Here is a 22,285-nt window from a genome sequence, read left to right on the forward strand (position 1 = left end):
GGCCTACTTGCCGAGGAACACCGGGTTCGTGAACGCGGTGAGCGCCCCCGGCAGGCCCGGGACCGTCGCCGGGTGCCGGACCTCGGCCCGTACGTAGGCCGCGTACGACGCCGTCGTGCGCCACTCGGCCGTGCCCGACCCGGACTCGGGGAGCGCCGGTGCGGTGAACAGGGTGCCCTGGTCCGTGACCAGGTGGAGCGTGCAGCCCGGGGCGCCCTTGACCTCCAGGCGGACGGTGACGGGCGCGTCGGGGTCCACGTGGAGGCGCTCGCCGATGCCGGCGTGCTCGCCGCGCGAGCCGGACGCCGTGAACGTCAGCTCCACGGACTTCGACTCGGCGACGTAACTGCGGCCCGCCTTGATGCCCGCCTGGATGGCCTCGCGGGTCAGGTCGTCGGCGAGAACCACCGTCTGCGGGCCGCCGATGCGGTCCGGGTCGCGGTGGGCGTCGCTGTTTCCCATCGCCGGGATCCACTGACGCGAACCCCGAACGGACGCCACCAGCGTGTTGTCCCAGTCGGCGAGGGAGATCTCGTCGTCCGCGGTGTACGCGCCGTTCCACACCTCGACGGCGTCCGCCTCGCCGAAGCCGAACTTCCAGTTGCAGCCGATGCAGGTGGCGTGCGGATGCGCCGGCACGACCAGGCCGCCGGCCCGGCGGACCTCACGTGCGTACTTGCCGAAGCGGTTGTCGCGGGCACGGTAGCGCCAGTCGACGAAGGTGCCCGGCTCGGTGCCGAGCGCCACCACGTGCCCGTTACGGGTCGTGATCTCCTCGCCGACCATGATGAGCAGGTCGTCGCCCGCCTGGTCGGCCCAGTGGGCGTGTGACGAGTGCGTGTTGTGGTCGGAGGAGTTGATGAAGTCCAGGCCCGCCTCGCGCGCGAGCGCCGCGATCTCGGCGGGGGTGCGCCTGCCGTCCGAGTACCAGGTGTGCAGATGGCAGTCCCCGCGGTACCAGGCGCGGCCCCGGCCCTTGGCGCGCGTGGGCGGGTACACCGGTCGCGGGGTCTCGCCCTGCTCGCCGTACGTGAGCGTGACGGTCAGCTCGTACGGGAGGCCCTCGGGCGCCACCGTGTACGGGCCGAGCGCGATGTGCCAGGTGCCCGCGCGGACCGGCCCCGGGATGTAGCCCGGCGTCGCGTCGTCGGCCCGCACGAAGAACTCGGTGCGCGCGCCGCCCGACCAGCCGCGGAAGCCCTCCCCGCCGAGCGCGGTGCCCCGCTCGTCGAACACCCCGATGTCCAGGGCGTTGTTCTGCGTGCCGGCCGGGACGGTCGCCTTCGTGTAGGTGTACGCGACGTGGATCTCGCGGACCCCGCGCGGCACCTCGACCGGCACGTACACGAAGTCGGGCGCGCCGGGCGGCAGCGTCCCCTTCACCGTCCTCGTGGTTGTTGTACCGTCCGCCGGTGTGCGGCCGTCGGCCGCGCTCGCGAAGCTCACACTGCTCAACGTAAGCGCGGTGGCCGCTCCCGTCACGAACAGCGCGCGTCTTCCCATGCCGGTCGTGGTGTGGTCGTCCTCGCACATGCTGCGGCTCCCAGGTGTCTCGTGACCCTTTGTCTGTGACGTGGGTGGTGCAGGCAACTCTGGTATTGAGCCGTGAACTCTCCCGTAAGGGAAGGGGATCGGAGTCTTACGACTGTCCCTGCCGGGGAGTCCATGGACTCCTGGGGGAGGGCCGGGTAGTAATGCCCCCATGCGGATCTCGACCACGATTTTCCTGACCGACGAGACCATCACGCCTGTGCGGCTCGCACGTGAGCTGGAGCAACGCGGGTTCGCCGGGCTGTATCTGCCCGAGCACACCCATATCCCGGTGGAGCGGGCGACGCAGTGGCCGGCCGGGGGCGAACTGCCCGCCGAGTACGGCCGCACCCTCGACCCGTTCGTCGCGCTCGGGCAGGCCGCCGCCGTCACCGAGCGGCTCGGGCTCGGCACCGGCATCACGCTGATCGCCCAGCACGACCCCATCGACCTGGCGAAGCAGATCGCCACCCTCGACCACCTCTCCGGCGGCCGTTTCACGCTGGGCCTCGGCTTCGGCTGGAACGTCGAGGAGGCCGCCGACCACGGCGTCGAATGGCGCACGCGGCGCGAGCTCGGCCGGGAGCGCGTGGGCCTCATGCGGGCCCTGTGGGCGCAGGAACCGACCGCGTACGACGGTGAGTTCGGGGTGTCGGTGCGGGCCAGCCACGCCTACCCGAAGCCGGCGGGCGGCGCGCCCCGCACGCTGATCGGGGGAGCGGCGGGCCCGAAGCTGTTCGCGCACATCACCGAGTACGCGGACGGCTGGCTGCCGATCGGCGGGCGCGGCCTGACCGAGTCGATGCCCGTGCTGCGGGCCGGCTGGGAGGAGGCGGGCCGCGATCCGGCGGACCTGCACGTCGTCCCGTACGCGGTGCTGCCGAGCCCGGGCAAGCTCGCGCACTACGCGGAGCTCGGCATCGACGAGGTCGTCCTCCAACTGCCCCCGGCGGACGAGACCTCGGTCCTCAAGATCCTCGACGAGTACGAGCAGTACTTGTAGGCAGTGCCTGTGGGCAGTGCCTACAGGATCTGTCCAGGACGCGCGGCGGGCGCGGGTGAAACGTGTACGTCGCGTGATCCCGCGCACGTCAGCGCGGCGCAGACGTTGTCGGCGGGCGCTCGTATCCTCGGGAGCATGAGTGATCCGGAGGCTGTACGACCCACTGCCAACGCGATGCGCCGCGCGTTGAAGCGGTCCCGCGACGGCGTTGCCCTCGACATGGCCGAGGCGGCGGTCCTGCTCCAGGCCCGCGGCGACGACCTGCGGGACCTGACGGCGTCCGCCGCGCGCGTGCGCGATGCGGGCCTGAAGGCCGCGGGCCGTCCGGGCGTCATCACGTATTCGAAGAAGGTCTTCATCCCGCTGACCCGGCTGTGCCGGGACAAGTGCCACTACTGCACGTTCGTGACCGTCCCCGGGAAGCTGCGCCGGGACGGCCACGGGATGTACCTGTCGCCGGACGAGGTCCTCGACATCGCCCGCCGCGGCGCCGAGATGGGCTGCAAGGAAGCCCTGTTCACGCTCGGCGACCGGCCCGAGGACCGCTGGCCCGAGGCCCGCGAGTGGCTGGACGCGCACGGGTACGACGACACGCTCGCCTATGTGCGCGCCATGGCGATCCGCGTCCTTGAGGAGACGGGCCTGCTCCCGCACCTCAACCCCGGCGTCATGACGTGGACCGACCTCCAGCGCCTCAAGCCGGTCGCGCCGTCCATGGGGATGATGCTGGAGACGACGGCGACGCGCCTGTGGTCCGAGCCGGGCGGCCCGCACCACGGCTCGCCCGACAAGGAACCAGCTGTCCGGCTGCGGGTCCTGGAGGACGCGGGTCGGTCGAACGTCCCGTTCACCACCGGCGTCCTCATCGGCATCGGCGAGTCGTACGAGGAGCGGGCCGACTCGCTCTTCCAGCTGCGCCGTATCCAGCGCAGCTACCACGGCATCCAGGAAGTCATCGTCCAGAACTTCCGCGCCAAGCCGGACACGGCGATGCGCGGCATGCCGGACGCCGAGCTGGAGGAGCTGGCCGCGTGCATCGCGGTCGCCCGCCACGTCCTCGGCCCCTCCGCCCGCATCCAGGCCCCGCCGAACCTGGTCGACGAGGAGTACGCGCTCCTGATCGGCGCCGGAATCGACGACTGGGGCGGGGTGTCCCCGCTGACCCCGGACCATGTGAATCCCGAGCGCCCCTGGCCGCACATCGACGAACTCGCCGCGAAGACCGGCGAGGCGGGCTTCGAACTGCGCGAACGCCTCACGATCTACCCGGAGTTCATCGAGCGCGGCGAACCGTGGCTCGACCCGCGCCTCCTTCCGCACGTAGGGGCCCTCGCCTCCGCCGACACGGGCCTCGCCGACGAGGGCGCGCGCCCCGAGGGCCTGCCCTGGCAGGAGCCCGACGAGGGCTTCACCGGCACCGGCCGCACGGACCTGCACCGCACCATCGACACGACGGGCCGCACGTCCGACCGGCGCGACGACTTCGACGACGTGTACGGCGACTGGGAGGCGCTGCGCGAGCAGGCCGCGCCCGGCATGGTCCCGCAGCGCATCGACAGCGATGTGCGCGCCGCGCTCGCGACGGCGGCCGACGACCCGACGAAGCTCACCGACGGCGAGGCACTCGCCCTGCTGCACGCGGACGGCCCGGCGCTCGACGCCCTCTGCGGCATCGCGGACGACATCCGCAAGACGGTGAACGGCGACGACGTCACGTACATCGTCACCAGGAACATCAACTTCACGAACGTCTGCTACACCGGCTGCCGCTTCTGCGCCTTCGCGCAGCGCCGCACCGACGCGGACGCGTACACGCTCTCGCTCTCCCAGGTCGCCGACCGCGCCGAGCAGGCGTGGGACGTGGGCGCGGTCGAGGTGTGCATGCAGGGCGGCATCCACCCCGACCTGCCGGGCACGGCCTACTTCGACATCGCGAAGGCGGTGAAGGAGCGTGTCCCCGGCATGCATGTGCACGCGTTCTCCCCGATGGAGGTGGTGAACGGCGCGACGCGCACGGGCATGTCGATCCGGGACTGGCTGACCGCGGCGAAGGAGGCCGGCCTCGACTCGATCCCCGGCACGGCCGCCGAGATCCTCGACGACGAGGTCCGCTGGGTCCTCACCAAGGGCAAGCTCCCCACGGCGACCTGGGTCGAGGTCATCAAGACGGCCCACGAGCTGGGCATCCGCTCGTCGTCGACGATGATGTACGGGCATGTGGACCAGCCCCGCCACTGGCTCGGCCACTTCCGCACGCTCGCCGCTATCCAGCAGGAGACGGGGGGCTTCACGGAGTTCGTGACCCTCCCGTTCATCCACACCAACGCGCCGGTCTATCTGGCGGGCATCGCGCGCCCGGGCCCGACGACCCGGGACAACAGGGCCGTCACCGCCATGGCCCGCGTCCTCCTGCACCCCCACATCCCGAACATCCAGACGAGCTGGGTGAAGCTGGGCACGGAGGGCGCCGCGGAGATGCTGCGCTCGGGGGCGAACGACCTGGGCGGCACGCTGATGGAGGAGACCATCTCCCGTATGGCGGGATCCAGTTACGGCTCGTACCGCTCCATCAAGGACCTCATCACGATCGCGGAGGAAGCGGGCCGCCCGGCGAAGCCGCGCACGACGCTGTACGGGGAGGTCCCGGAGGAGCGGCAGCGCGCGGCGACGGCCTCGGACGGCCACCTGCCGGAACTGCTGCCGGTGCTGGGGGACTGAGCGGGGCTTCTTGTGCGGGAGGGGGTGCGGAACCCGCGGGCTCTTGGGTTCCGCACCCCCTCCCGCTGTCGTTTACCGTGCGCCGAGGTCCTGCCCCAGCTGGGCGTTCTTCTCGGGGACATGGACGGCGGCGGCGCCGAACGACGTGATGCCGCTCGTGGTGAGCCCGCCGGTGGCCCCGCGCAGCACCCACGCGGCGCCGGAGTCCGTGTACGTGCCGTCCTCCAGGGGAGCGGCGGCGGTCAGGTCGGCCTTGCCGTCGCCGTTCAGGTCGGACAGGACGACCTGCTGGCCGAAGCCGTCGCCGGTCTCCGAGGCGCCGGGCACGGCGGTCGTGGACTGGTTGAAGGCCTGCGAGCCCGTGCCGGACAGGCCACCGCGGCCGCCCTTGAGCAGGACGACGCTGCCGGCGTCCTTGATGGCTTCGATGGCCTCGCCGGGCACGCCGACGGCGATGTCCGCGAAGCCGTCGCCGTTCACGTCACCGGCGGAGATGTCGGTGCCGAACATGTCGCCGCTCTCGCCGACCCCGGGCACGCCGGACGTGTCCTGCGTGATGGTCTTCGTGCGGGTCGTGGAGGGTCCGTTCGCGGTCCCGTACATGACGAGGACGGTGCCCTTCTCGTACGGGATGTCCTCGTAGTTGTCGCCGATGTCGTGGACGACGAGGTCGCCGTACCCGTCACCGTCGACGTCACCGACGGCACCGCGGAACGACGAGGTCAGCGACTTCGCGGTGTGCGAGACGCCGTCCTTCCCGCCCTTCCAGAACTTGCTGGCGTACGCCATCTCCTCGAAGCCGTGGCTCGTCACGATGTCGTCGGCGCCGTCCCCGGTCATGTCGCCGACGACGATGTCGGCGGGGCCGAAGGTCTGGCTGGTGACGATGGAGTCCTGGCTCGCCGGCTTGCCGCTCGCGCGGTCGAAGGGGCCGTAGGAGATGGTCATCCCGGCGTCGTCGTCGTCCGGGTCGTCGCTGCGCGGGTAGTCGTCGGTGACGAGGTCGCGGTGCCCGTCGCCGTTGAAGTCGCCGACGGCGAACATCCCGGTCGACGTGGGCAGCGCGACACTGCCCTGCCCGCTCAGCCCGGCGGCCGAACCCCACAGCACGACGCTCGGCGAGCCGCCGAGCCCGGCGACGACCAGGTCGGTGTACGAGTCCCCGTCGAGGTCGCCGCTGGTGACGCGCTCCCCGAAGTAGCCGCCCTCCTCGGCGGCCCCGGGTATCCCGGTGGTGGAGCGGGTGAAGACCTTGGAGTTTGCGATGTCCGGCCCGTTCTTCCCGCCGTAGACCACGGAGACGGCCCCGGCGGTCTCCTTCCCGGACACGGTCGCGCCCGGCGCCCCGAGCACGAGGTCCCCGTACCCGTCGTGGTTGAAGTCCGTGGCGGGGACGCGAGGCGGAACGGGTGTGGCAGCGGCGGCGGTACCGGCGGCGGACGCGAGTCCGAGCGGCACGGCCAGCGCGGTGACGGCAAGGGCTGTGACGAGAGTGCGGCGCACTGTTCCCATCCTTCTTGGTGTCCTGTGGGGGTGTTCCTGGTTACGTGAAGAAAGACAGGCCACCCAAGGAAAACGTTGTACGCGCCCCGGAGTGCGTACGTCCCAAGCCTGTAACAGCGCGTGGGCAGGCCCTCGTTCGGGACGTGCGGCACACTGAAGGGCAGGGATCTGGCGGTGACGGGGAGGGGTGTGCGCCGTGGGCGCTTCAAGGCCGTCGATGCAGGAGTTGATACGTCGACGCAGGCGCGCGGGGTTCGTGGGCCGACGTGACGAACTCACCGCGTTCCGGGGCAACTTCGAGATACCGGTGGACGACGAGCGGCATCGGTTCCTGTTCCATGTCCACGGCAACGCCGGGGTCGGCAAGACCTTCCTGGTGCGGGAACTCGAGCAGGTGGCGCGCGAGCGCGGCGCGCTGACGGCGTACGTCGACGAGGCGGTGGGCAGCGTTCCGGAGGCTCTGGCGGCGCTCGGCTCACAGTTCGCCGCGCAGGGTCACCGCCTCAAGGACCTCGACCGGCGGCTTGCCGCACACCGGGAGCACCGTCACGAGGCCGAGTCGGCGTCCGCTGCGGCCCTGGTTCCGGAGCAGTCCGAGCCCGCCTCGCCCTCGGCAGGCAGCATGGCAGTGGCACGGGCGGGCCTGGTGGGTCTCGGACTCGTGCCGGGCGTCGGAGCATTCGCCGGGGCCGTGGACCCCGCCCCGCTCGCACGTGGAGCAGACCGGCTGAAGGCGGGCCTCAGCGCTCGGCTGGGCAGCCAGGAGGACGCGCAACTGGTCCTGGCGCCGGAGAAGTCCCTGACCCCGGTCCTGCTCACCGAGCTGGCACACATCGCCGCTTCCGTGCCGTGGGTCGTGCTGTTCTTCGACACGTACGAGCGGACCGGGCCGTTCCTGGACGGGTGGCTGCGGGATGTGATGACGACGGAGCGGTACGGGACGCTTCCCGCGAACGTCGTGGTGACCACCGCCGGCCAGCGTGACTTCGATGCGTCGCGATGGGGCGGCTACGCCGATTACGTGGGGAACATCCCGCTCGAACCCTTCACGGAGGCCGAGTCGCGCGGCCTGCTCGCGGACAAGGGAGTGGTCGCCGAGCCTGTCGTCGAAGAGGTGCTGCGGCTGACGGGCGGCCTCCCCGTCCTGGTCTCCACCCTGGCCGAGAGCCGGCCCGCCGACCCTGACGACGTCGGCGACCCGAGCCCCACGGCCGTCGAGCGGTTCCTGAAGTGGGAACAGGACGAAGTGCGGCGCGCCGTCGCCCTCGCCTGTGCTCTGCCACGCCGCCTCGACGCGGACGTCTTCCGGGCCGCCGTGGGGTGCCCGGACGACGACGCCGCGACGCTGTACGGATGGCTGCGCGGGCTGGCGTTCGTCAGCGACCGCGGCGACCGGGTCCAGTACCACGGGGTGGTGCGCTCGCAGATGCTGCGGTTGCAGCGCCATCAGTCGCCGCGGGACTGGGCGGACCGGCAGACGCGGCTCGCGGAGACGTTCGGCGCTTGGCGGGCGGAGGCGGAGGCGGGACTGTCCGGGTCCGACGCGTGGTCGGCGAGGAGCTGGCGCGAGCTGCGCCTCGCCCAGTCGTACCACCTGCTGTGCGCGGGCCCCCGCACCGCGCTGCCCGGCGTCCTGCGGGAGGCCGTCGACGCGATCGACGAGGGGGAGTCCGTCGGACGGGCCTGGGCGCAGATGATCGCGGAGGCGGGGGACGACGCGGGCGCGGACACCGTGGCCCAGTGGGGGCGTGACCTGCTCAGCGCCCTGGAAGCGGGAGGGACCGTCGCGGCTCTGGGGCTGCTCCTCGACCGGGCGGCGCAGGACCCCCGGACAAGGGCGCTCATCCGGACGGTACGGGGCCGGGACCTGCGCCACGAGAGGCAGCTCGAGCGCGCGGTGGCCGAGTACGACCACGCCATCGGGCTGGACGCCGAGCAGGCGAGGGCGTACTACGGCCGTGGCTACACCCGACTCATGCAGGGCCGCGCCGAGGACGGCCTCGTCGATCTGGACCGGGCGGTGGAACTCGCTCCGGGCGACGCCGACTTCCTGATCGGGCGAGCGGAGGCACACTGGGTCCTGGACCACCTCCAAGAGGCGCTGGCGGACGCCGACCGCGCCCTGGAACTCGGCGCGGACGGGTACGAGGCCTTGGTGATCAAGGGGCTTTCCCTGTACGACCTGGAGCGCGGTGACGAGGCCCTCGACGTGCTCAACCGGGCCATCGCCATGGAGCCGACCGACTCGCGGGCTCTGACGTACCGGGCCAAGGTGTGGCGGGACCGGGGCGACGACACGCGGCACTGGGAGGACCTGGACCGCGCGCTGAGCGTGAGCCCGGACGACACCTGGGTGGCTCTCCAGCGCGGCGAACACCTGCGCCTCGCCGGCCGCTACCCGGAAGCTCTCGCGGAGTTCGACCGGGCCCTGAGTATCGACGACGCGTACGCCGCCGCCCATGCGAGCCGGGGCGTGACCCATCACGTGACGGACCACGACGAACTGGCCCTGCGCGACCTGGACCGGGCGATCGAACTCAGCCCGGACTACGGGTGGGCGCTGGTGCAGCGGGCCGGGGTGAGGAACGCGCGCGACGAGACGGCGCAGGCCCTGGCGGATCTCGACCGCGCGGTGGAGATCCAGCCGGACAACGCCTGGTACCGCAGGGAAAGGGCGGAGACCCTTCGCCAGGAAGGCCGGTACGAGGAGGCGCTGGCCGACTTCGACGTGGCTCTCGGCCTGGACGGTACGGACGAGGTCACGCATGCCCGCCGGGGAGTGACCCTCAGGAGCCTCGACCGCACCGCGGAGGCGCTTACGGCTCTCGACCGGGCCCTCGAACTCGACGCCGACTACGTATGGGCACTGGTCCACCGGGCGAAGACATCGCACCGCCTGGACGCACCGGACCGCGCGATGGCAGACCTGGACCGCGCGAAGGAACTGGGGCCGGATCTGGCCTGGGTGGCCGTCGAGCGCGGCGAGGTCCTGCGCATGACCCGGCGGTACGTGGAGGCTCTCGCCGAATTCGACCGGGCGATCGGACTGGACGCGGAGTACGCGCAGGCCCACGCGTGTCGAGGCATGACCCTCTACCGGCTCGACCGTGACGACGAGGCGCTGGCCGCGCTGAGCAGATCCCTGGAGCTGGACCCGGACTACGCCTGGGCGTGGGCGCAGCGAGCCGAGGTGCACCGGTATCTGCGTGACTTCCCACGGGCCCTCTCGGACGCCGATCGGGCGGTCGAGCTCGACCCGTCGTCCGCCTCGTATCTCGACATTCGCATCAACGTGTCGCTTGCCGTGGGCCGCCTGGACCAGGCCTGGGCGGATCTCGCCCGGCACTTGGAGCTGGGCGGAGACCGGGGGCAGAACCATCTCGCTCGCGCCGTGATCCATCTGTACCAGGGGCATGCGGAGCAGACTCTGGCGGAGCTGGGGCAGCGGGGAGAGGGCGGCGACGGGACGGACGGCCCCGCACTTCAGGTCGAGGTCTACGCGCTGCGCCTGCTCGGGAACGTGGCCGCGGCACGGCGAGTGGCGACGCGGCTGCGCACACAGGACGTCGTGGCCGGAAGCATAGAACTCGCCCTCACCGCCGGCGTCGGTGACGGGCACGCGGCGGAAGCGTCGTGGCGGGACGCCGAGCAGCTTGCGGCGGTCCCGGAACTCTCCACGCGCGCGAAGGATCAGAGCCTTCTGTTGCTCAGTTCCGCGGCTCTCGCCGACTGGCCTGCCCTGGACAGCCGGCTCGCCGAGCTGTTGGCCTCCGGCGCGGCCTGGGACGATCTCACCGAGATCGCACTCGCCCTGACGGAGCTCCTCAACAGTCCAGGCGCGGACCGCACCCGCCTCGCCCCCCGTCTGGCACGGGTCGCGGCAGCAAGGGACGCCGTTCAGGAACGGTATGCGGCGTAAGCGATGGATCCCCGCCAGGAGCTGTCGGAGAAGGCCAGTTGAGGGCCTCGCCGGTTCTTGGAGTCACGGACGTGGACGGTGCCGCTGCGACCGGGCCTTCCGCTCCGCAGAACCGGGGAAGTGCAGGGACTCCTCCCCGGCTGTGGCTGCGTGCGGGTAAGGGGAGATGCATCGCCATGAACGGCCCCGTCCCAGCACCGCCCTGCCGCCTGCCGTGAGGGTCGGTCGCCCCTTCGCCGAGGAGGGCGGTCCCCGCGAGTTCGCCCTCCTCGGCGGACGCCGCCGGGAAACCCGCTAGCCGACCAGCAGGTCCTCGCGCAGGTCGCGTACGTCGTGGTGGCTGAGGCCGAGGGCGTTGTCCAGGTAGTGGTCGAACGTGCCGTAGCGGCTCGTCACTTCCTGGAAGCCCGAGTTCAGGTACTCGGGGCGGACGTCCAGCATCGGCTTGTACACGGCGGCCTGGGCGGGCGGCATCGCGGCGAGCGTCGCCGCGTTCTCCTTCGCGCGGTACGTGTTGCTGGCCAGGTAGTCGTTCATCACCGTCTCGCGCGGCACGCCGAGCGCGGTCAGGAGCGTGGCGTTCGCCCAGCCCGTGCGGTCCTTGCCGGCCGTGCAGTGGAACAGCGCGTTCGCGCCGTCGGCGTCCGCGATGCCCTGGAAGACCGTGGTGTAGGCCTTCTGCGCGGTGGGGGCGGAGACCATGGTCCTCTCCGCGTCCACCATCAGCTGGGCGGCGGCCTCCGGCGTCGCGGGCATGCCGGACAGGCCGCCGAGGTCGCCGAGCACGTCCGCGACGACGTAGCGGGAGCCGGCGGGGACGCGGTCGGGCGCGGAGGCGCGCTCCTGCTGCGTACGCAGGTCGTAGTCCACGGAGATGCCCAGGCGCTTCAGCTTCGCCAGGTCCCTGTCCGTGAGCTTGTCCAGGGAAGCGGTGCGGTAGATCTCGCCCATCCGCACCCAGTGCCCGTCGGTGGTGCGGTAGCCGCCCGCGTCACGGAAGTTGACCGCGCCGTCGAGGCGTATCTCGCGGTCGGCGAGGTGCAGGCCCTGGCCACGGTCGGGGACCAGGTCGAACCACTGGCGGTCGGCGGCGGGCAGGCCGCGCACGGTGACCTTGCCGGTCGAGCCGCCGGAGGCGACGGTGCGGCCGCCCGCGCGGACCACCACGTGCCGGAGACCGGGCGCCTTCCACTCGACGGTGAAGGAGGAGCCGTCCTCGGACGCCGTCACGGTCGCCGCTGTGAACGGGATGCGGTGGTGCGAGGTCTGCCCGTCGTGGGAGGCGGGGTGCGCGGCGGCGACAGGTGCGGAGAGGCCCACGAGGAGGGCGGCGGCCAGGGCGTACGAGGAGGCCCTGACACGAGTCATCTGCGTCATGGTGCGGATGTTCCGGGTGTCCGGCGATGCGTGAGCCAACGCACGGTGAACGCCGCACGTCGGACGGCCGTCGAGCGGCGCCGCGCCGCAGGTCACCGGGCCGTTCCCCGGGACATCGTCCGGTTTGCGGAAGAATAGCGGGTGAATTGGCCTCAAGGGCGACTTCGCCTGTGCCGCTTCGGCTCTCAACCGCGTACGCCCCGTCGATTACAGTGCTGCGCAGTCGTCGCACGCGTAACGAGACCCGGAGGGGAGAGCTCCCCGTGGCAGCCCCACTGACCCCCAAGCAGGGGGGACCCTCATCGGCCGTATGGGGCCGCGCCGAGCAGCAGGATTTCCGCAGCCGGGTCCGCGGCACGCTCATCGGGGCCGCGCTCGGCGATGCCCTCGGGGCGCCGCTGGCCGGACTCTCCCTGGAGGAGGTCAGGGCCGCGCACGGCCCGCAGGGACTGACCGACCTCGCTCCCGCCTACGGGCGTCGCGGCGCCGTCACCGCCGCCACCCAGCAGGCGCTCTTCACCGTGGACGGTCTCATAAGGGCGCAGGTGCGGCGCGACACGGGCGCCTGGCATCCGCCGACCGACGTGCACCGCGCCTACCTCCGCTGGGCCGCGACCCAGCGCGACTGGGGCCCGGACGAGCGCCGCAAGGAGGACGGCTGGCTGGCCCGCGAGGAGTGGCTGTACTCGCGCCGCGACCCCTCCCGCGACTGCCTCCTCGGACTCGGCAACGACGTCATGGGGACCCTGGAGAAGCCGAAGAACGTGGCCGCCGCCGGATCCGCGCCGGCCGCCCGCTCGGCCCCGTTCGGGCTGCTCGTCGGCTGGGAGCCGCAGCTCGTCTTCCAGCTCGCCGCCGAGTGCGCGGTCCAGACGCACGGCGCGCCCGCCGCCTACCTCTCCGCGGGCGCGTACGCGGTCCTGGTGCACGGACTCGCGCGCGGCGAGAGCCTGGACGGCGCCGTGCAGCGCGCCCTCGTCCTGCTGGCCGCGCGCCCGGGGCACCAGCCGGTCACGGACGCGCTCAAGCACGCGCTCGGCGCGGTCCGCCAGGGCATGCCGTCGGCCGCCCGTGTCGACGAACTCGCGGGTGACGGGCTCGCGGAGGGCGTGCTCGCCGTGGCGGTGTACTGCGCCCTGGTGGGCGAGGACATACGGCACGGACTGTGTCTCGCGGTGAACCACGGCGGCCCGTCCGAGGCGGCCGGCGCGCTGTGCGGGGGCCTGCTCGGCGCCCTGCACGGGGAGACCGCGCTGCCGCCGGGCTGGGTGACCGAGCTGGAGGGCCGCCCCACGGTCCTGGAGCTCGCCGACGACTTCGCGATGGAGATGACGCAGGGGCCCGCCCTGCACAGCCCCGCGGCGTCCTCGCCGGGGTGGCTGGCCCGCTACCCGAGGGCGTGAACGCCGAAGCGCCGGACCGGCTGTGATCAGCCCGCCCGGCGTCCGGTGAGGAACGAGTCCTACGAGAGTCGGCCCGGCGGCTGCGTGCCGACCGTCCCGTCCTGCGGCTCCGCCGGCGCGGGAACCGCCGCCGCCCCGGTGGACCCGTCGTCGTCCGTGTTGATGCGCTCGATGAGCGCGTCCCGCTCCGGGGTGTCCTCCGGCTTGAGGTAGCCGATGAGGATGTAGAGCACGAGCGAGACGGCCAGCGGGATCGACACCTGGTACTCGAGCGGCACACCGCCCTCGACGTTCCAGCTGATCGGGTAGTTGACCAGCCAGAAGGCGAGCAGACCCGCGGCCCAGCTGGTGAGCGCCGCCGTGGGACCGGACTTGCGGAAGGTGCGCAGCAGACCCAGCATCATCGGGATCGCGATCGGGCCCATGAGGCCGGCGACCCACTTGATGACGACGGTGATGATGTCCTTGAACGTGGGCGAGTTGACCTGCGTGGCGACCGCCATGGACAGACCGAGGAAGACCACCGTGGTGAGGCGGGCGGCGAGCAGCCCCTTGTTCCCGATCCACTGCTCCTTCGCCCTCTTCGAGACCGCGGGCGCCACGTCACGGGTGAAGACGGCGGCGATGGCGTTCGCGTCGGAGGAGCACATGGCCATCGTGTGCGAGAAGAAGCCGACGATGACCAGGCCCAACAGGCCGTGCGGCAGAAGCTGTTCCGTCATCAGGCCGTACGAGTCCGAACCGTCCGGCTTCTGCGCGTGCACCAGGAGCGGCGACACCCACATGGGGAAGAAGAGGACAACGGGCCAGACCAGCCACAGGATCGCCGAGAGGCGGGCCGAGCGCGTGGCCTCGCGGGCGGAGCCGGTGGCCATGTAGCGCTGGGCCTGGTTGAGCATGCCGCCGTTGTACTCGAAGAGCTTGATGAAGAGGAACGCCAGCAGGAACACCGTGCCGTACGGGCCGACGAGCGGCTTGCCGTGTCCGGCGAGCTCGGGCTCGTCCCAGACGCCGAAGATGCCGCCGAACGGGCCGAGCTTGGAGACGACGGCGACGAACATGGCGACACCGGCGATGAGCTGGATGATGAACTGCCCCAGCTCGGTGAGCGCGTCGGCCCACAGTCCGCCGATGGTGCAGTAGATCGCTGTGATGGCGCCGGTGATCAGGATGCCCTGGTTGATGGAGATGCCGGTGAAGACGGACAGCAGGGTGGCGATGGCGGCCCACTTGGCGGCCACGTCCACGATCTTCAGGAGCATGCCGGACCAGGCGAGCGCCTGCTGGGTGCCCAGGTTGTAGCGGTTCTTGAGGTATTCGAGCGGGGACGCCACGTGCAGCCGTGAGCGCAGCCGGTTGATGCGCGGTGCGAACAGCTTCGAGCCGATGGCGATGCCGAGCGCGATCGGGAACGACCACGTGACGAACGACGTGACGCCGTACGTGTAGGCGATGCCCGCGTATCCGGTGAACATCACCGCGCTGTAGCCGGACATGTGGTGCGAGATGCCGGACAGCCACCAGGGCATCTTGCCGCCGGCCGTGAAGAAGTCGGAGACGTCGTCCACACGCTTGTGGGACCAGACGCCGATCGCGACCATGATGCCGAAGTAGCCGATGAGCACGGCCCAGTCGAGACTGTTCATTGAGCCCCCTCCAGGGGTCTGGTCCTACTTGTGAACGCCGTTCATGGTGTGGGGAGCCGAAGGGCCAGGACAACGCACCGGAGGGTCAAGGGACGGTAAAATCGTTCTACTTATTGACCTGTGTTCATGTCCGTGAACTGAGATGAGGGCAAAAAGGACCGCACGGCGGTGGGTGCCGTGCGGTCGGGTCCTGGTTGCTCGTGCGGGTCGCCTGTCGGGGGTGCCACGCGGAACTACCGCATCAGCTCACCGGCGTTGACCAGAAGCGACTGCCCGGTGATGGCCCGCGCCCGGTCGGACGCGAGGAACACGGCGGCATCCGCCACGTCCCCGTCCGTGGCCAGCTCGGGCAGCGCCATCCGCTCGGTGAGCCGCCCCAGGACCTCGTCCTGCGATACGCCCTCGGTGTGCGCGGTGAACTGGACGTACGCCTCGACCGGCGGCCCCCACATCCATCCGGGCAGCACGGTGTTGACGCGGATGCGGTGCGGGCCGAGCTCGCGGGCCATGGAGTACATGGCCGAGGTCAGCGCGCCCTTCGACGCCGCGTACGCGGCCTGCCACACCTGGGAGGGCGCGGCCACGGCCGACTGCGTGCCGATGACGACGACGGAGCCGCCCCGCTCTTTGAGTGCGGGCAGACAGGCCCGCGTCATGCGCAGCGTGCCCAGCAGGTTCACGTCGATGACCTGCTGCCACGTCGCGAAGTCCGCGTCCTCAAGACCGCCGAAGTAGCTGTCCCAGGCGGCGACATGGACCACGGCGTCGACCCCGCCGAACCGCTCGCGCGCGAGTCCCGCCAGCGCCTCGCACTGGCTCTCGTCGGTGATGTCCGTCGCCGCGTACGCGGTGTGCGTACCGCCCGGGTCGATCTCCGCGGCCGACTTGGCGAGGTTCGCCTCCGTGCGCGCGCCGAGCACTGCGTTGCCGCCGTCGCGCACCACGGCCGCGGCGACCTGGTGGCCGAGCCCGGCCCCGACCCCCGACACGACCACTGTCTTTCCGTTCAGGAGCATCCGGTCGCCTCCCGGCTATGGCAGTTCTTCTGACGGGGCGTCAGAGTAGGCCCGTCCGGTGGAGGAAGGAAGGGGAGCGTCGTGAGCGAGGACACGAGGAGCGAGGTGTACGCGGAGCTGGCATCGGTCGGCCCGTACGGGGTGCGCCCCGGGCACGCCCTGATCACCATGGTCGAGCCGCACCCGGGCCATGAGTACGCGTACAACCGCTGGTACGAGGACGACCACTACTACGCCGGCGCGATGGCCATGCCCTGGATGTACTCGGGGCGCCGCTGGGTGGCCACGCGCGAACTCCAGCTGCTGCGCTACCCGGAGAAGTCGGCGGTCGCGCAGCCGGTCACCGCGGGCTGCTACATCTCCACGTACTGGATCACCGACGGCCGCTACGACGACCACATGAAGTGGACCGTCGGCATCAACAAGCGGCTCAACCGGGACGGGCGCGTCTATCAGGACCGCACGCACGTCTTCACCGCGTTCCAGGACCACGCGGCGACCGTGTACCGCGACGGGGCGGCCGGACCGCGCGACTACCACGCACTCGACCACCCTTACCGGGGTCTGGTGGTGGAGGTCATCGACGCCGAAGGGCCCCAGCAGCGCGACGAGTTGCTGGAGTGGCTGCGCTCGCGCCACCTGCCGAAGCGGATCGCGGGCTCACCGGCTGCGATGGTCACGGTCTTCCGCCCGACGCCGCTGCCGGGCGACCGGATGTCGTACGTGAAGCAGGTCGAGGGCGTCGACACCCGTCTGACGCTCCTGTGGTTCCTGGAGGCGGACCCGGCGGACTGCTGGGAGGACCACTTCACGGGGCTGGACACGGCGGTTCACGAGTCGGGCCTCGGCCGCGTCGAGCTGGTGGCGCCGTTCGTCCCGACGATCCCCGGCACCGACACGTACGTGGACCGGCTGCGCGGGTGACCCGCTGAAAGAAGCCGAGCCCCCTCGGCCAGGACGGCGGGCCAGTCGAGAGGGCTCTTTCAGTACCGCAGTGGTGATCTGTTGGTGCCGAAATGGTGCTGTGGCGCTGAGTTGATGCGGTGGTGCCGAGTCCGTGCTGTGCTGCGATGGGGTGCTCTCCGATGCCTCAGGCGGCGTCGAAGGCGCCCCGGCCGACCTCGGTCACGAAGGAGTTCCATGAATCGGGGGCGAAGCCGATCGAGGGCCCCTCGGGGGCCTTCGAGTCCCGCACCGCGATCGCGTGCAGGAGGGGGGACTTGACCTCGACGCATGCGCCGTTCCCCGTCGAATAGGAGGACTTGGTCCAGGAATTCGTGCCGCCCTGGTGAATTGCCATTTTTTGCTCCGGTTTAGCCAGTGGTCGAATTGCTGTCACCGCTCCTGTGAAGCGGTTTGCGCCAACGTGGTGCTTGATGGCGTGATCGACGCTACTAGCCAACATCGGTGCGCGAAGAGGCCATTCACTCGACCGGATGGCATATTCCAGTGGGGTCTTCCGCCCCGCCGCGGCGAAGGTGTACCGTGCGGCACTTTTCTCGCGGGGGGCGGATTCTGTCCCTCTGGACCGCCTTTGGACCTCCCCTAGGCCGCTTCCTGGAGTGCGTATTCCTGGGCGATCTTCGCGATGAACTATCTGGATTGTTCCACATTCAGCGCCTGTGCCCGCAGATGCTCGTACATCACGCTGTACTTCTGCACATCGTTTGCCTTTTCCAGATAGAGATCGCTGGTGACGCCCTCGATGTAGACGACGCTCGAATCCGCGGCGTCCGGGAACTCCAGAATCGCGTACTGGCCGTTCAGGCCCGGATGCGCGCCCATGTCGAACGGAATCACCTGCACGGTCACATGCGGCAGCTGAGACTGCTCGACCAGGTGCTCCAGTTGCTCGCGCATGACGGTCCGGCTGCCGACGACGCGGCGCAGCGCCGACTCGTCGAGCACGGTCCACAGCCGCAGCGGGTTGTCCGGGGCCACGATGCGCTCCTGGCGGCGGACGCGGACCTGGACGCGCTTGTCGATGTCGGTCGGCGTCGTCTCCGGGAGCGCGCCCGTGATCAGCGTCTCCGCGTACGCCCGGGTCTGCAGCAGGCCCGGCACGACCTGCGGATCGTAGACGCGCAGGCTGGCCGCGTCCGTCTCCAGACCGATGTAGACGCTGTACGGGATGTCGCCGAAGGAGTGCCACCAGCCCTGCTGGCGGGAGTCCTTGGCCATTTGCATGAGCGAGTCGACGATGCGGTGGTCCTCGACCTCGTAGACCCCGCACAGGTCGCGGACGTCGCGCTGGCTGATGCTGCGCCGCCCGTTCTCGAGCCTGCTGATCTTCGACTGTGAGACCAGGAGCCGCTCGGCCACCTCTTCGGCGGTCATGCCTTTGAGCTCGCGGAGCCGGCGCAGCTCCTGGCCCAACCGGCGTCGCCTCACGGTGGGATTGACATTGGACGCCACGGGACGTGCACCTCCGGCTGCGTGCCTCTGTGATTCTTTGCGTATCTTGCGAATCTGCTGCTCAGCAGATTGCCACCCCGGGCTTCATACCGCTGGGAAACGGCGGATATGCGCAGCGGACACGACAGTTGGGCACGTGGCCGGACATGCGGCCGTGGCGGGACGTGTGGCAGTGGCCGGACACGCGGCCGCGCGGGGTGCCGGTCCGTGTCGTCGTCCCGACGTCCGGATCCGGCACCCCGCGCGGCTCAGCGGCTCCCGGACCGGTCTTTGGGGACTGCGGTGCGGCGCTGTTGCGGTGCGGGCTGTTCAGTTGGTGCGGTGCTGATACTCGCGGTCCTGCCCGTGTTCTTGCTCAGTGCGCCACGGCACGGGCCATCGACCCGTGATGCGGCTGCATCGGAACCCTGCCGGGCTCCGGCGCTCCCCTGCCCGGCGGGGCCGGGCTGCGGCGTGGCTGAGCGGCCACACCGTTCTGGACGTCCATCACGGCGTGCGCCACGAGGCCGCCCATGGGGTCGTGCCTGATCAGGTCCCGCAGCCGGGAGCGGGACGATCGTCCCTCGTTCCCCGGATACAGGTGCTTGCCGAGTCCGACCGCGTGGGCCAGTGCGGCGAGCGCCGCGGTCCGTGGGTCCGGCGGTACGCCGGTACGGATCGCGGTGTCCAGCCGGGACCTGATCTCCCGGCTGATGGCCGTCTCCGTCGCCTGGTAGCGAGTCGTCGGCAACACTCCGCACATCTGGCCGGCCACGGCATGGACCATGCCGCACCTTTCCAGATGCGAGAGATACGTCTGGCGGAGCCCCAGTCGGGGCCCGCCGATCCAGTGCACCGCGCGTACCGGGGTGCCGCGCCTTCGCAGCAACTCCAGTGCGCAGTCCAAAGTCGGATCTCCGGTCGGCCGTGGTGCCACCACGGCGATACGATCCCCGTCTGGGGCTATCCGTCCGGCCAGCGCCAGCTCTACTAGCTGTGCTCCGGCCAGACCTAGGTCGAGCGACTGCGGCTGCGCTGTGGTACCCGTGGCCGGGTCCAGAGCGAGCAGCAGAAGCTCCTCCGGAATTGTTCTGCGGCTCCTGCCCATCCATGCCTCCCCGCGTGGATGAATGACAGGGTGACCCCTCTCACATTGGTCTGTCGAGGGTGCGTGGGTGCTTTGTGCGGGAACCAGTAGGTATGTCGTTCTCGTCTACCACGTGGGTGAAGCCCCCACACAGGACACTGGTACATGGTTCGGACAGCAGCGGCGTAGCGCGTGGCGCGTAGCGAGGAGGCATCGGTGGCGGGGACCCCCGACAGGTCGAAGCAGCAGGAGTCGTCGGGAGGACCGACCCCGGAGGAACGGGACCCGAGGCTCGCGATGGCGAGGCAGTCGCCGGAGCGGGTCGATCAGGCGACGGCGGTGTTCTCCGTCCGGGACGTTCCGGCGGCGGGGACGGAATCCGGTTCGGCGGAGGATTCTGCGCCGGATCCGGACTCGGACTCCGACTCGGGCTCGACGGACGCCTCCGGCGCGGAGGGCTCGGGCGCCTTGGATTCCGGGGCGGACCCGGAGCCCGAGGCGGGTTCCGGGGACGGTACGGAGCCGGGTTCCGGCGACGAGCCGGGCGACGCACGCCTGCGTGCCGCGGTGGCGGCCTGGGTGGCGGGTCCGCGGGACGGCTCCGCCGATGAGCCCGAGGCGGCCGGTGCGGGTGGCCCTGACGCGGCGGAGGGTGACCGGGACGCGGACGCCCCCGAGGCGGACCGGGCGGACGAGCCGGAGGCGGCGGACGACGCCGCCGAGTCCGAAGGTGCCGACTCCGGTGACGACGAGGCGGACGCCGCTGAGGACTCGGCCGATGCCGAGGCCACGGACGCGCCCGAGGAGTCCGACGTGGACGCGGACGCCGAGTCGGCCGACGCTCCCGAGGCAACCGTCGACGACGCCGAGCCGGCCGATGCCCCTGAGGCACCGGAAGCCGAGGCGTCCGACTCCGACGCGGAGCCGTCCGAGGGCGCCGAGCCGGCCGATGAGGCGAAGGCCGACGCCGGGCCGTCCGAAGAGGCCGAGGTACCCGCCGACGCCAAGCCGGCCGACAAGGCGGAGCCGGCCGACGACGCCAAGCCCATCGACGCGCAAACCAAGCCCCCAGCCGTCGACCAGGCCACCGCCGTCTTCAAGGCCGTCAAGCCGCCCGTCGATCAGCCGACCCAGATGCTCAAGTCGCTCGGGTCCAAGCCCGCCGGTGCGGGCAAGGCCGAGTCCGATGCCGAGCGCACCAGCAAATTCGTACCGCTCAAGGGGTTCGACTCAGGGGCTCCGGCCAAGCCCAAGGCACAGCCCAAGGCGCAGCCCACCGCGCCGCCGGCGAAGCCCTACGTCGGACCCGAGCGCACCACCCAGCAGCCGCTCCCGCCGCTGCCCCCGCTCGACCTCCTGGCCGAGCTCACGAACACGCCGCCGCCCGCGGAGACCCGGGTCCGTACGGCCGTGCGCAGGGTCAAGATCTGGACGCCGATCGTCCTGCTGCTCGCCGTCCTGTTTGCGGTCGTACAGACCGTAAGGGCGCTGCCCGCGCCCACGCTGGCACTGACCGCCAAGTCGACGTTCACGTTCGACGGGGACAAGGTGTCGCTGCCGTGGCCCGCCGAGGGCCAGGGCTCGATGGACGTGAGCGGCATCGGCTCGATGGATCAGTTCGGCGAGCAGAAGCCCGTACCGATCGGGTCCGTGGCCAAGGCCATGACGGCGTACGTCGTGCTCAAGGACCACCCGCTGCAGCCGGGCAAGGACGGACCGTCCATCGACGTGGACGCGAAGGCGGAGACGGAGGGCGGCTACGACTCCGAGGGCGAGTCGACGCTGAACACCGTCAAGGAGGGCGACAAGCTCAGCCAGAAGGACGCCCTGTCGGCCATCATGATTCCGTCTGCGAACAACATCGCGCGGCTCCTGGCCCGTTGGGACGCCGGTTCCGAGGAGGCGTTCGTCAAGAAGATGAACGCCGCCGCGAAGGACCTCGGCATGACCGGCACGACGTACACGGACCCGTCCGGGCTGAAGGAGACGACCGTCTCCACCGCTCGGGACCAGGTCAAGCTCGGCAACGAGCTGGTGAAGATCCAGGCCCTGATGGACATCACCAAGCTGCCGACGTGGAAGGACCCGTCGGGCAAGACGTGGCAGAACTACAACCGCCTCGTCCCGTACAACAACGCGGTCGGCGTGAAGACCGGTTCGACGACCAAGGCCGGCGGCAACCTGCTCTTCGCCGCGACGAAGGACGCCGGCGGCGAGACCGTGACGGTCGTCGGCGCGATCCTCGGCCAGCACCGGGCGCCGATCATCGACACCGTCAACGCGGTCAGCAAGACGGCGATGCTCGCGGCGCAGGACGCGGTGAAGGCGTCGACGATCCTGAAGAAGGGCGACGTCGTCGGGTACGTGGACGACGGGCTCGGCGGGCAGACCCCGGTCGTGGTGACGAAGAACGTCTCGGCGGTCGGCTGGGCGGGCCTGACCGTGAAGCTGGAGCTGGCGGACGGCGCCAAGGGCACCGTCATCCCGCACAGCGCGAAGGCCGGTACGCAGGTCGGCGAGCTGAAGGTCGGCGACGGTTCGGGTGGCGCGGTCACCGTCCCGGTCGCCCTCCAGAAGGACCTGACCGAACCAGGCTTCGGCGAGAAGCTCACCCGCGTCGGCTGACGTCCCAGTAGGCCTCACGCAGAAGCGCCCCCACGGCACACAGCCGTGGGGGCGCTTCTCGTTG

15 protein-coding genes are annotated in these 22,285 nt (G+C 70.9%); 6 read left to right on the top strand and 9 right to left on the bottom strand.

The window, feature by feature from the left end:
* Window positions 1-3: 3 nt before the first annotated feature.
* Window positions 4-1,533 (bottom strand): CehA/McbA family metallohydrolase, encoded by a 1,530-nt coding sequence (locus tag CG723_RS26815; RefSeq protein ID WP_100596067.1) that lies wholly within the window; start codon window positions 1,531-1,533, stop codon window positions 4-6.
* Between the two features lie 169 nt (window positions 1,534-1,702).
* On the opposite strand from CG723_RS26815, the gene CG723_RS26820 reads away from it, so the two are divergent.
* Together CG723_RS26820 and CG723_RS26825 are read left to right on the top strand one after the other, a co-directional pair.
* On the top strand, window positions 1,703-2,533 hold the full coding sequence (locus CG723_RS26820; protein ID WP_100596068.1) for an LLM class F420-dependent oxidoreductase: 831 nt from the start codon (window positions 1,703-1,705) through the stop codon (window positions 2,531-2,533).
* Window positions 2,534-2,668: 135 nt separating this feature from the next.
* Window positions 2,669-5,251, top strand: a complete 2,583-nt coding sequence (locus CG723_RS26825) for a bifunctional FO biosynthesis protein CofGH (RefSeq protein WP_100596069.1) — start codon at window positions 2,669-2,671, stop codon at window positions 5,249-5,251.
* 72 nt (window positions 5,252-5,323) lie between these two features.
* Here CG723_RS26825 and CG723_RS26830 read toward each other — a convergent pair whose 3' ends face one another.
* Window positions 5,324-6,763 carry an FG-GAP-like repeat-containing protein gene (locus CG723_RS26830; RefSeq protein ID WP_234374530.1) on the bottom strand — a complete coding sequence of 480 codons (1,440 nt, stop codon included), beginning with the start codon at window positions 6,761-6,763 and terminating at the stop codon, window positions 5,324-5,326.
* Between the two features lie 247 nt (window positions 6,764-7,010).
* Between CG723_RS26830 and CG723_RS26835 the strand changes: the two genes are divergently transcribed.
* A complete protein-coding gene (locus tag CG723_RS26835) occupies window positions 7,011-10,673 on the top strand; it encodes a tetratricopeptide repeat protein (protein ID WP_234374531.1) in 3,663 nt (1,220 codons plus the stop codon).
* Here the strand turns inward: CG723_RS26835 and CG723_RS26840 are convergent.
* Together CG723_RS26840 and CG723_RS26845 are read right to left on the bottom strand one after the other, a co-directional pair.
* On the bottom strand, window positions 10,652-10,783 hold the full coding sequence (locus CG723_RS26840; RefSeq protein WP_100596175.1) for a DUF397 domain-containing protein: 132 nt from the start codon (window positions 10,781-10,783) through the stop codon (window positions 10,652-10,654). The two genes, CG723_RS26835 and CG723_RS26840, sit on opposite strands and share 22 nt — an antisense overlap.
* 184 nt (window positions 10,784-10,967) lie before the next feature.
* Window positions 10,968-12,050, bottom strand: a complete 1,083-nt coding sequence (locus tag CG723_RS26845; RefSeq protein WP_100596072.1) for a tyrosine-protein phosphatase — start codon at window positions 12,048-12,050, stop codon at window positions 10,968-10,970.
* Window positions 12,051-12,313: 263 nt separating this feature from the next.
* Between CG723_RS26845 and CG723_RS26850 the strand changes: the two genes are divergently transcribed.
* On the top strand, window positions 12,314-13,453 hold the full coding sequence (locus CG723_RS26850) for an ADP-ribosylglycohydrolase family protein (RefSeq protein ID WP_234374532.1): 1,140 nt from the start codon (window positions 12,314-12,316) through the stop codon (window positions 13,451-13,453).
* Between the two features lie 59 nt (window positions 13,454-13,512).
* On the opposite strand, the gene CG723_RS26855 is transcribed toward CG723_RS26850, so the two are convergent.
* Both CG723_RS26855 and CG723_RS26860 read right to left on the bottom strand, forming a co-directional pair.
* Window positions 13,513-15,099, bottom strand: a complete 1,587-nt coding sequence (locus tag CG723_RS26855) for a sodium:solute symporter family protein (protein ID WP_100596073.1) — start codon at window positions 15,097-15,099, stop codon at window positions 13,513-13,515.
* 233 nt (window positions 15,100-15,332) lie between these two features.
* Window positions 15,333-16,115 (bottom strand): SDR family oxidoreductase, encoded by a 783-nt coding sequence (locus CG723_RS26860; RefSeq protein ID WP_100596074.1) that lies wholly within the window; start codon window positions 16,113-16,115, stop codon window positions 15,333-15,335.
* Between the two features lie 81 nt (window positions 16,116-16,196).
* Here CG723_RS26860 and CG723_RS26865 point away from each other — a divergent pair, with 81 nt between their 5' ends.
* On the top strand, window positions 16,197-17,039 hold the full coding sequence (locus tag CG723_RS26865) for a hypothetical protein (protein ID WP_100596075.1): 843 nt from the start codon (window positions 16,197-16,199) through the stop codon (window positions 17,037-17,039).
* 166 nt (window positions 17,040-17,205) lie between these two features.
* Here CG723_RS26865 and CG723_RS26870 read toward each other — a convergent pair whose 3' ends face one another.
* The 3 genes from CG723_RS26870 to CG723_RS26880 all read right to left on the bottom strand — a co-directional run bounded on the left by CG723_RS26870 (window position 17,206) and on the right by CG723_RS26880 (window position 19,617).
* A complete protein-coding gene (locus tag CG723_RS26870) occupies window positions 17,206-17,415 on the bottom strand; it encodes a DUF397 domain-containing protein (RefSeq protein WP_100596076.1) in 210 nt (69 codons plus the stop codon).
* Window positions 17,416-17,708: 293 nt separating this feature from the next.
* Entirely contained in the window at window positions 17,709-18,530 is an 822-nt protein-coding gene (locus CG723_RS26875; protein WP_100596077.1) for a helix-turn-helix domain-containing protein, read from the bottom strand.
* Between the two features lie 355 nt (window positions 18,531-18,885).
* Entirely contained in the window at window positions 18,886-19,617 is a 732-nt protein-coding gene (locus CG723_RS26880) for a GOLPH3/VPS74 family protein (RefSeq protein WP_100596078.1), read from the bottom strand.
* Between the two features lie 195 nt (window positions 19,618-19,812).
* Between CG723_RS26880 and CG723_RS26885 the strand changes: the two genes are divergently transcribed.
* Window positions 19,813-22,221 carry a D-alanyl-D-alanine carboxypeptidase gene (locus CG723_RS26885; protein ID WP_100596079.1) on the top strand — a complete coding sequence of 803 codons (2,409 nt, stop codon included), beginning with the start codon at window positions 19,813-19,815 and terminating at the stop codon, window positions 22,219-22,221.
* Window positions 22,222-22,285 lie beyond the last annotated feature (64 nt).

Source organism: Streptomyces sp. CB01635, assembly GCF_002803065.1.
Lineage (GTDB): Bacteria > Actinomycetota > Actinomycetes > Streptomycetales > Streptomycetaceae > Streptomyces.